This window comes from Mesorhizobium sp. M7A.F.Ca.CA.002.04.1.1 (assembly GCF_004022805.1).
Classification (GTDB): Bacteria; Pseudomonadota; Alphaproteobacteria; order Rhizobiales; family Rhizobiaceae; genus Mesorhizobium; species Mesorhizobium ciceri.
The window spans coordinates 1-10,373 of sequence record NZ_RZPL01000120.1; the positions used below are offsets into that span (position 1 = coordinate 1).

Genomic DNA, 10,373 nt, shown 5'->3' on the forward strand with positions numbered 1-10,373 from the left:
TCGAAGAGTCATGTTCGCCGGCCGATGCCTAATGGTAATAGCATCCGCGATGCTACGGCTTCAGTGGTGCTGGGCTTTATCGCCCCGTGGATGATCTTCGGCTTCAGCTTCTTGATCGCAAGTGGTGCCGCGCTCAACGATACCGCCTGGCAGGCTTCTGTTGGCGATATTGTGGACCGACGCGAAGTTCCCGCTGCCGTCACCCTCCTCTCCATTGGCTTCAACACTGCACGGACCGTGGGACCGGCGCTCGCGGCATCATGATTGCGTCGTTCGGACTTATGACGGCTTTCGCTATGTTTACACTCACCTATATGATCCCTTTGGTCACCATATGGCGATGCAAATGGAAGGTTCGCTCCTCACTTCTCCCACGTGAGTCAATGAGGACGGCCATCTATGACAGGCTGCGCTTCACAGCGATGTCATCGGAAATCAAGACGGCGATCGCCCGCGGAACCTTCTTTGGCCTGTCGGGCATCGCCATACTCGCACTGCTGCCATTGGTTGTCCGCGATCAGCTGGGCGAAGGACCGCTCGCCTATGGCACCATCATCGCCGGCTTCGGCACAGGCGCCGTCATGGCTGGCGTCGCCAACAGCCTATTAAGACGGAGCTTGTCAGAAGAGCAACTAATGACGCTGGCATGCGTCGCCTGTGCGGCGTGCTCCCTTTTTCTGGCACTGCCTCTTCCATTGCGAGCGGCGTCCTGTTTCCCCTTCGCGAGGGTCGCGAGGCCGAGCCCGACCCTTTGGAGGAATTCGACGCGCCGGCAGTCGCCCTCAGTCTCAAGCCGAGAAGCGGCCCCATCGTGGTCAAAGTCGAGTACCTCATACTCGTGGAAAATCTAGAAGAATTCCTCGCCATGCGCGGGTGCCGGCATGTACAGAGTCGCGTTGGTGCTCGGCACTGGACTCTCCAGCGCAACCTTCAGGAGCCTGTGCTATGGACGGAGACATTCCGTACGCCGACCTGGACCGACTACCTTCGCCTGAATCATCGCCTTACCGAGGCCGACAAGGAACTGGACGAGAGAATCATCCTCCTCCACAAAGGAAAGCATTCTCCACGAATAACATTGTCAATCGAGCGCCCCACGAGTGCTCCACGCAAGCCTGAGTCATCAACGCCTTTTTTCCCCCGCCATTCAACGAAACGGCCAGCGTGCCACCGCAGGCTGAATGAAGATACATAAGAAGGCACGTCAACTGCTAACCACATCGGGCGGGCAACAAGCATCGCCGCCTTCGGGTATATGACAGACAGAATGTAGCGGACTTGAAAAATGAAAGGCGCTCACCCACCGCCAACATTTCTCGGCTGGTTCCCGGCATTCAAGGTCCTGCGGCTATACGCGAAGGCGGCAAGCCGCGTTGAAGTCGTCGATATTCAGTCGCATCGAAGGACAATGACGTGTTGCCCTGATGCCACTCTCTGCGAGGTTAGCTTGTTTCTCGGATGAGGAGACAGACAATGGTCTGCCCCCTGAAAGGTCCTCCCTGAGGTATGTGTCCATTCTTGAACTCGGCTCGACAATGATAGCGAACCCTGTTGACCGTCGCACTGTCAGTCTCGAATCAAGTGCTCTCCTACAGCAGATGCGATTATCGCCAATGCGTACTGGTAGCGCCCGAAGCGCGCGTTATCGGCAGCCGCCGAGGGCCGTGATGCGGCCGCGATCGAGCCTTGTAGTAACAGACGCGCTCTCCGGTGGTCGGGCCAGCACCTTACCCCTCTTCCCTATGGCCCCAAGGCAGAGCAATTGCCAATGCGGGACATCCCGCTTCTAAGTCTCCTGCAACATTATTGGAGGCCGCGACGGCCCTGCTCGTGACGATCAGGGGTGGTCGCCGCACACCAGCGGGATCATTGCCCCACAAGCGCATCCAGATTCCGGCCGGGCGTTCCGCTGTCAATATCAAAGTCGGCCGGCGGGCGCTAAAGTGTCGATCCTCACCTTGCCGCCAGGTGAGTTCGACCGATATGTTCCTGCTACAATGGTAAGCGGCCTATACTGTCGCATCCTCAACAGTCAGCGGGAGACAGGACGACCCTATGTTCGAGCTCCCTCCGTATGGACTCCTCTGAATATAACAAGGGCTTGTATTCGCCCCGTTGCCAATCGTGATTGAGGTCACGATAATGACTTGAGATCGGAACACCCGACTGACCTGGATTGTTAATAAAGAGACTGTCATCCCATGACCCAACGTCCATGATTATCCGCACTGACGGTCCTTCTGAAACAGAGAATTGGCCGCTTCGGTAACTCGAAAAATTGAGCGTTGAGCTACTTCCGCCGAGGGCTATGGCGCCCAACGACCATTGTTCAGACGTCAGTGCCTGCAGAGGGTGGCGCAAATCAAGCTTATGTATACTGCCCCATGCCCATGAGGCAGAATCGTCGCCAAATCGACATATGCATTCACTCCAGGCAGAAGTTAGGGATTCCATTATGGAATGCTTCAACTTTTCACTAGGCTCTGCCTGTTCGAGCCAAGAGGCTATGGCCGAAGGCTGTAAAGGCACGAGCAGTGCCAACACTTCATCGTCAGCGCTTTCTAAGCGAGCTACTGTCGGGCCAAGGTGTTTGCTAAGCCAAATCTCAAAGAACGCGGCGGCTGGCGAACTCGCATCCAAATGCCGGTCCCAGTTAGAAAATAAGTGCAACGCAGGCATGTTTGCAACCGAACCGAGAAGAGTGTCTAGTTTCGCAAGAATACGAACTGCTATCGGCGAATACACCGAACATTGCAGCGACATGCAGTCCCGCAACGAGATCTTCTCTGATCGTGAGAGAGTTGTATGAAGGGTATCATGTCTGCTGCTGTCAGACCACTCGTAGCCAAAAGCAGGATGCGATCTACTCCATTCCTCCGGAACATTCATTGCGTTGGCAGTGGCGACAAAACCTTTGGCGGGGTTCATCTCGAACGGCCCATCGTCCGGTGACAAATACCCTTCCCATTCGAACCGACCGTCTCCTGGAACCGGAAGCAGGCCGTCCCAATTTCTTCGGACCGGAGCCGCACCTGACGGTTTCCACGCAATTACATTCGACGTGTCCGCATAGATGTGATTAACTGAAGGACAACCCCAGTTTGCTAGACTGGAGGTGTATTCTGAAAATGTCTTAGAGCGCATTACGGCCAAGCTGGCCATGTAAGGTGCCATGCCGGGATCCATCCATACGGTTCTCAGTGCGAAGGCGCGGTCTTTTTCAGCATTTTGGTTTAAAATGGGTCCATGGCGTGTGAACTGAAGCTTTACCTCCTGGTCGGTGTGGGCGCGAACTGGAATTTTCTCGTGTATAGTCTTCACCTGCTCCCAGGCCCCTTTATATAAGTATTTATTTCCCTCACTCTTGGTTTCGTAAACATAAATATCTTCTTGGTCAGCGCCGAAAATAGTCAGACCAAAGGCGGCTGTCCCGTTGTGACCCATGGAGATTCCTGGGATCATAGGCTCTCCAGCGCCAATTACATCGAGCCCGGGCATACTCAGGTGTACAAGATACCTGATGGACGGAAGGACGTGCTTGCGATGCGGGTCTAGAGCAAGGATTGGTCGCTCCGTTGTGGTTTTTGTTGCGGATATGGCCCAGTTGTTTGAGCCCTCTTGGAACACCGTCTGCATGATCTCATCACTCGGTGTTACGCGGGTCCAACGGTCAGCTTCCTGAAGACTTGCTGCAAGTCTTTCCCTCGAGAATGAGACGGGACAGATTGCCAAGCGAAAATCCTGCAGTACTCGATCTGTCATAAAGGCGAGGTCAAGGCCCTCCGCTGGTCGTGGCGCTATCGGAGGTGACAATTCTTGTCTCAACCTGTCGAGGCGGGTACCTCGTTCCACACCTGCCAATGCCATCACCCTGCAGCGCAGAAGCTCCGAAATCGCATTTCGGGTTAGTGAGTGCGTTCGCACGCGAACGACGTCTTCGGGTTTCCAATAGTCGGGAGTGTGACCGAGGAGGCCAAACTCGGGTGGCAAGGCAATCAAACCGTCATGGCAACTGTCTACGTAGGAATTGATCCCCTCGGCAAACGCTGAGCATATCTCTTCGGAATCCGGGCCGTACGCCTGCCATTCTGCACTCATGGCTCCGCGAAATAAAAAGAGACGCGCCGCCCGATCCTGCTCCAAATATCCGGGGCCAAAGTCTCGTGACAGGAGACCGAGACCTCGTTTGCGCGCAATATCAATTTGCCAGAGGCGGTCTCGAGCTGCATTCCAACCCTGCGCGAAAAATAGGTCGTGCAAGTTCTGAGCCTTGATATGAGGAACCCCCCATTTATCAATGTCGATCGTGACCTCACTCTTAAGCTTGTCGGAGCTGTGGCGGTCGAAGGTTATGTTCTTTAACATGTGTTGATCCGTTTGGTTCACCCAAAGATGGTCGGGAATCTGCCAGAGGACGACGTCTGCAGATTGTGGTCGGTTGCGGGCAGAGGGTTGAGGCCGCACTCTTGCAACCTGATCATGTGTGGCGAGCCAATCCTCAGCGCGCCTGGACGCGAACTGGCACGGTGGGCTGCGCACAAGCTCAGCGGGATCCTACTCTCGCGCTTCCGGGAACGAGGCGCTTGCCGAGAACGCTCTGATGTATGTCAGCCAATACGTACGAATACAATATCCGCACATGTTGTCTCGCTGGCCTGAGGCAACGCATTCGATACACAGTAACTCGGTCGAACGGCCTCGTTGAAGGATGGCTCCCTCAATGCGACAAGATCTGGCTGAGAAACAATTTCGTTCTTTCGTGCTGCGGGTTTCTGAAGAAGTCGTGCGGTGTACCCTCTTCGACGATCTCACCTCGATCCATGAAGATTACTCGATCGGCCACGGCGCGCGCAAAGCCCATCTCGTGGGTGACGCATACCATGGTCATGCCGTCGCGTGCGAGTCCGGTCACAGTCTCGAGCACTTCAGCGACCATCTCTGGATCGAGCGAGGAGGTCGGCTCATCGAAGAGCATGACTGCAGGCTCCATACAGAGGGACCGGGCAATTGCGACGCGCTGCTGCTGTCCCCCGGAGAGCTGAGCCGGATATTTGTTCGCCTGTTCGGGAATGCGCACGCGCTCTAGGAATTTAAGCGCGATCTTTCTAGCCTCACCCTCTGGAACGCCCTTTATCCACATCGGCGCCGCCATACAGTTCATCAGCACGGTCATGTGCGGGAAAAGATTAAAGTGCTGAAAAACCATGCCGACGCTTTTGCGAACTTCAGCTACGTTGCGCATTTTGTTATGTAACCTAATCCCAGTGACGGTAATCTCGCCATCCTGGTGCGCTTCGAGCCGATTGACGCAACGGATCAGCGTCGACTTTCCCGAGCCTGAGGGCCCACAGATGACGATACGTTCGCCCTTGCGGACGGTTAGGTTGATGTCAGTTAGTGCTCTGAAGGCACCATACCATTTGGATACATTCTTAGCTTCGATGACTTCGTCGCTCAATATTGCATCTCTCTTGTTCATTGGCGCATCTGTAAGTGCCTTGAAAATGGCCGAACCAACTTAGACGTCTTTTTTAGCTTGACCAATGAATTCACGATCATCGCTTCTTACTTCTGGCAAAATGGTCCTCGATCCGGGATTGGACCAGTTCCAGGCAGGCGGATAAAATCCAATAAATCATTGCCGCTGTTACTAGCATCTCCATAGTATGGAAGGTTGGCTGGCCGAGTGAGTGAGCTAGATACGTCAGCTCCCAAACGCCAAGAACCGAAACGAGAGAGCTGTCTTTGAGCATTGAGATGAACGTGTTTCCCATCGGGGGAATGATAACCGGAAGCGCTTGCGGCAGAATGATTCTGCGCATTGTGAGCGCAAAGCCGAAACCTAATGACCGGGATGCCTCCCACTGGCCGCGATCGATGCTGGCTATGCCCGAACGGAAGATCTCCGTCATGTAGGCACCACTGCATAGCGAAAGCGCCAACACGCCTGCAGGCACGGCATTAATAACGTAACCTACCTGGGGCAAGCCCATGTAGATCAGATAAACCTGCATGAGAAGCGGCAGACCCCGGAAGCATGAAGTGTAGAAGCTGACTATCGCGTAAGCCATGCCGTTGCTTGACAGTTTCGCAATCGCGCCGATTATTGCGATAGCCGACGCAAATAGCAGTGACATCGCTGATACGTAAACTGTAGTAACTACCCCCTGCGTAATTAGAAATGGCAGGTTTGCCCAAATAAATGGCATGCTTAAGTCAAATGCCGCGAAGAGCGAAAGGAACAGTAGCACCAACTCAAACCATACGATCCCGATTTGGATTTTGAGCGGGACAAAACCAATCAGCACGAGGTTGAGGCAGAACATTGCGGCAATTACAAAAGCGATCGCAATGCGACTGTAAAACTTCACTTGTGCGTGATCGCCAATCACGGGCCGTAGGAGTTCGCCCATCGTGGTGCCCGCTACGTTGAAGATAAGAAAAACCGCGAGCACAATTGCAAATATGCAGCCGATAAACCATGGCTTGTGGACGAGCACCTCAGATTCAACTGTATCGTGGTAAAGCATAAGCATTTTCTTCCTAAGAAGAGGCGCCCCCGGGAAGGGGACGCCCACGATTGTGTCATGTTATTTATCGACGCTGAAATCCCCCCCGAACCACTTGACCGAGAGTTTAGCAAGAGTGCCGTCATCCTTCATCTTCTTGACCGCGGCAGCGACCTTGTCGATAAACTCCTTATCGCCACGCTCGATTGTGACAGCGCCCGGGGCGTAGAATAAGGGATCGCCAATAACCTTCAATGGATAGCCAGATTTGATTGCCGCAGCCGCCGTCGTTCCTTCAGTAATGACGCCATCGAGACGAACACCATCGCCGAGGCGCAGGTCGTCAAGCGTAAGAGAGTTAGCACTTGGATAAGCCTTCACTTGGCCCGCTGTAAATTGATATTGTATTGGCTTAGCGCCGATCCATGCCGGTGTGAGCTTGTGATTGGCATACAAATCGCCAAGAGTTCCCGCTCGGACGCCGACGATCTTGCCCTCCAGGTCGGAAGGCTTCGTCGCTTTGCTATCCTTGTGAACGACAGCGACTTCGCCTTCGTAGAAGTACATGGCCGGGAAGGCGAATTTTTTGGCGCGATCGTTGGTCGGCGTCATTTGACCCATGGCCATGTCCCAACGCCCCCCCCACTGGCCTGCCTGAATGATATCCCAGCCCGGGGTCACGAATTTGATCTTCACGCCCAAGTAGTCCGCAATGCCCTTCGCGACCTCTACATCATCACCGTCGAGTTCATGTTGGTCGTTCAAGTGAGACAAGGCTCCCCAGTCGGACCCGACCGCTACCGTCAATGTCTGTGCCGCGAGCACACGATCAAGGACTTCGCCGGCGCAAGCCTTGGCTGACAAAGACATCGACGCAACCGCCATGGAGACTGCAACTACGACCGTCGTTACATGATTGTTCATCTATAGTTCCCTTTTTTCTCGTTCTTATTTTCTTGAAAGCTACCTTCGTCGCCACCGAGAGGAGTGTCTTAGCGGTGCGCCATTGCTCCCTGCTGATTGGACCCATCCCGGTCCGTCATTTAACGAACGACACCTTATCGCTCTGCATTGTTGGCATTCAGCGAAATCGAGTTCGATGATGCAGGTTTCCTGCGAACTACCCTTGGCTTTCGCCGGATCGCTCTGGCGATTTCACAAAGCACGGATACCCTGGCCTCAGAGAGGTCGGCGAACTCGCCAACTCGCTGGACTCCGAAGGCTGCAGATTGCATCGCCACAAGACGTCTTGTTTGGAAGGATCTAAACTGGACTGGCGCGTTGAATTACACCTTGCAGGGCTGACTCTGGTCACGTGGGAACTGCGGTCCAAGCCCCTCTCTCTCCCTAATCTCGACCTCCCTAATCTCGACCTCCCTAATCTCGACGACCTCTTCGCCGGCCGTGTGCGCACCCGCTACTCAACCGTCGGGGCGCTCGAGGAAGAATGCTTCTCTGCCGACATCGTGGTCGGGGCCGTGCTGATCGCCGGTGCTGCCGCGCCAAAGCTCGTCACCCGCGAAATGATGTCCGGCATGAAGAAGGGCTCGGAGCTGGTCGACGTCGCTATTGACCAGGGCGGTTGCTTCGAGACGTCGCATGCGACGACTCAAGCCGAGCCCACCTACGAAGGCGACGGCGTTATCCACTATCGCGTCGCCAACATGCAGAGTCGCCCATGCCATTTCGCGATTTCTTGCCTTGCGAGTTCGCACGTATCCCTCTGGGTCAACATCGTTGATAGACCAGAGAATTTTTGACTCATCGTAGCTCGGACAGCGGAGACGCGTTACAATTGTCAACCCGTTCGGACCCGGTTTAATCGAGATGTACTCGGCATACTGCGCATGATGGCTCATGCCTCTTGTAGCTGGAAGCGTTCGGCAAGTTAGGTCCTACTTGCCACGCGAGAGCGGGGCCGCAAGTATGCGCCGGCCGCAATACAACGCTGATTTGCTGCGTTGTCGAGGACATTTCGCATAGAATGCGCGCCTGCCGCTGCTATGATCATAACATGTTGTGATTTAGTCCAGTCCGAACTCCCGAGGTTGGGTCGCAACTCTCGATAGCCAGCTGGCGCCGGGGGCGCCTAGGCATGAAATTGGATCCCATGTATGACAGAATTCAAACAACGGCAAACCGTCGGTAACGCGTCGGAGAGCGTACTCGAATTCGACGGACAGCAATACCTGGACGGCCGTGCATCGGATCCTCGCGAATTTGGCTGGATGCGCGGTGCGCCGCCGCCGCCAGACAAGCGTGTAACATTCGAGAATGAAACTGTTTGGACCTTTCCTCAGCTTCGCTGGTCGCTATCGCATATGCGTGAGCTGCGGCCCACAGTCCAAGTGTGGCGAGGGCGGGGCGGACCGTCGCAGCTTGAGTGCAGCAACAGGTCTACCGAAATCGATGGGCTCACGTTCGTCGACATGGACGACCGCACCAACCGGTTCGAGGAGGCGCTATTCGACACCTACACCGACGGCATTTTGGTCCTGCATCGGGGGCGGATCATATACGAACGATACTTCGGCGCACTCGCGCCGCACGTACAACATTCGTGTCAGTCAATCACCAAATCGTATGCGGGCACCCTAGCCGCGGCGTTGGTGCATGAGGGCATTCTCGACGACAGGAAGACAATATCGCAGTTTGTGCCGGAATTACGAGGTACAGGGTGGGAAGATGCAACGCTCCGCCAAGTCATGGACATGCAAACTAACGTTGCTTTTACTGAAGATTACACAAGTGTAGACAAGTCATATAGATGCGAATACCTGCGTACCATACGAAAGGAAGGGGCGCACGGCAAATTTGTCTACAAAGGCGTCGATACCAATGTTATGGCTTGGGTTATGTCGCGCGCAACGGGCCGGTCGTTCGCACAACTGTTGGAGGAGCGCTTATGGTTGCCACTGGGCTGCGAAGAAGACGCCTATGTCGAGATCGACCCGACAAACGGTATGCCGAGGGCGCATAGCGGACTCAATGTGACGTTGCGCGACTTGGCGCGTTTCGGCGAGCTGATGCGATGTGAAGGCTCGTGTAATGGCAAGCAACTGGTTCCCGCGAGTGTTGTCTACGACCTTCAAGATCTCGACCACCCCGCCAAGCCGGACCTCCCATTCGGCTATACATACCGAAGCCAATGGTGGGTATCACACGACGAGCTTGATGCTATTGAAGGTCGGGGCCTTTACGGCCAGAACCTGTACATAGCGCCAAAGGCGGAGATGGTGATTGCGCGCTTCGGGTCGCACCCCGCTTGCGACCACATTGATCGGATTAGAAGGCCGCAGATGCAGGCATTGGGGAGGATGCTCCGCGCGTAACTTGATGCACTAGACGGTCACCGCGCTTGTTTAGGAATTTCCTGCAAATTCGCGGTTGAAGAACTGGGGCGCCTACGCCGAATTCCTGCGTTCGGCTAGGGGGCAATTGGCGCAAAAGGCCTGTAGACGCTGCTACGCTTATGAAGTAAATACCAGAAGCCTCGCTTCCCATATGCATAATGCAGACCGATCTGGCTCGCTTTTGCTGAGGAAACAATGATCACCGAACATTGCATATTGATTGGGGCCGTCGCGACTTTGTATTGCGAGAATGGAACCGGTGGACCTATTGTATTCTTGCATGGTGCCGCTTTCGGGCTTATCCGTCAGCTTGACCTGAAACAAAACCCAACCCAAACATCAACGAGACCCAGGATCAGACCGAAAAATGGCCGCCTTCAAATCGGAATGCTGGCCGGAATGAAATCGGAATGACTGGCCGGCTTCAAATCGGAATCGGTGGCCGGCTTCATCGGAATACGCAGGCAATGGTATCGGCATCAGTGGCAGCGCTCTTGCGCTGCTTCTGGAC

The 10,373-nt window shown here is 54.8% G+C and carries 6 protein-coding genes and 2 pseudogenes; 4 read left to right on the forward strand and 4 right to left on the reverse strand.

Annotated features, from left to right (window positions below; all coding sequences use genetic code 11):
* Positions 1 to 90: 90 nt before the first annotated feature.
* Both ENZ75_RS35025 and ENZ75_RS35030 read left to right on the forward strand, forming a co-directional pair.
* Positions 91 to 629: pseudogene (locus tag ENZ75_RS35025) on the forward strand (MFS transporter); the annotation flags it as partial.
* Between the two features lie 17 nt (positions 630 to 646).
* On the forward strand, positions 647 to 1,195 hold the full coding sequence (locus ENZ75_RS35030) for an MFS transporter (RefSeq protein ID WP_281061229.1): 549 nt from the start codon (positions 647 to 649) through the stop codon (positions 1,193 to 1,195).
* Between the two features lie 830 nt (positions 1,196 to 2,025).
* Here the strand turns inward: ENZ75_RS35030 and ENZ75_RS09030 are convergent.
* From ENZ75_RS09030 to ENZ75_RS09045, 4 genes are all read right to left on the reverse strand, one after another.
* On the reverse strand, positions 2,026 to 4,365 hold the full coding sequence (locus tag ENZ75_RS09030; RefSeq protein ID WP_063170375.1) for a penicillin acylase family protein: 2,340 nt from the start codon (positions 4,363 to 4,365) through the stop codon (positions 2,026 to 2,028).
* 352 nt (positions 4,366 to 4,717) lie between these two features.
* Positions 4,718 to 5,461 (reverse strand): amino acid ABC transporter ATP-binding protein, encoded by a 744-nt coding sequence (locus ENZ75_RS09035; protein WP_135921822.1) that lies wholly within the window; start codon positions 5,459 to 5,461, stop codon positions 4,718 to 4,720.
* A gap of 94 nt (positions 5,462 to 5,555) precedes the next feature.
* Positions 5,556 to 6,530, reverse strand: a complete 975-nt coding sequence (locus ENZ75_RS09040) for an amino acid ABC transporter permease (protein WP_063170377.1) — start codon at positions 6,528 to 6,530, stop codon at positions 5,556 to 5,558.
* Positions 6,531 to 6,590: 60 nt separating this feature from the next.
* Positions 6,591 to 7,433, reverse strand: coding sequence for a transporter substrate-binding domain-containing protein (locus ENZ75_RS09045; protein WP_063169318.1), 843 nt, complete (start codon positions 7,431 to 7,433; stop codon positions 6,591 to 6,593).
* Between the two features lie 458 nt (positions 7,434 to 7,891).
* Between ENZ75_RS09045 and ENZ75_RS09050 the strand changes: the two are divergent.
* Together ENZ75_RS09050 and ENZ75_RS09055 are read left to right on the forward strand one after the other, a co-directional pair.
* A pseudogene (locus tag ENZ75_RS09050) lies at positions 7,892 to 8,269 on the forward strand (alanine dehydrogenase); the annotation flags it as partial.
* A 354-nt stretch (positions 8,270 to 8,623) separates the two neighbouring features.
* Positions 8,624 to 9,841 carry a serine hydrolase gene (locus tag ENZ75_RS09055; RefSeq protein WP_063169320.1) on the forward strand — a complete coding sequence of 406 codons (1,218 nt, stop codon included), beginning with the start codon at positions 8,624 to 8,626 and terminating at the stop codon, positions 9,839 to 9,841.
* The last annotated feature ends 532 nt before the right edge of the window (positions 9,842 to 10,373 follow it).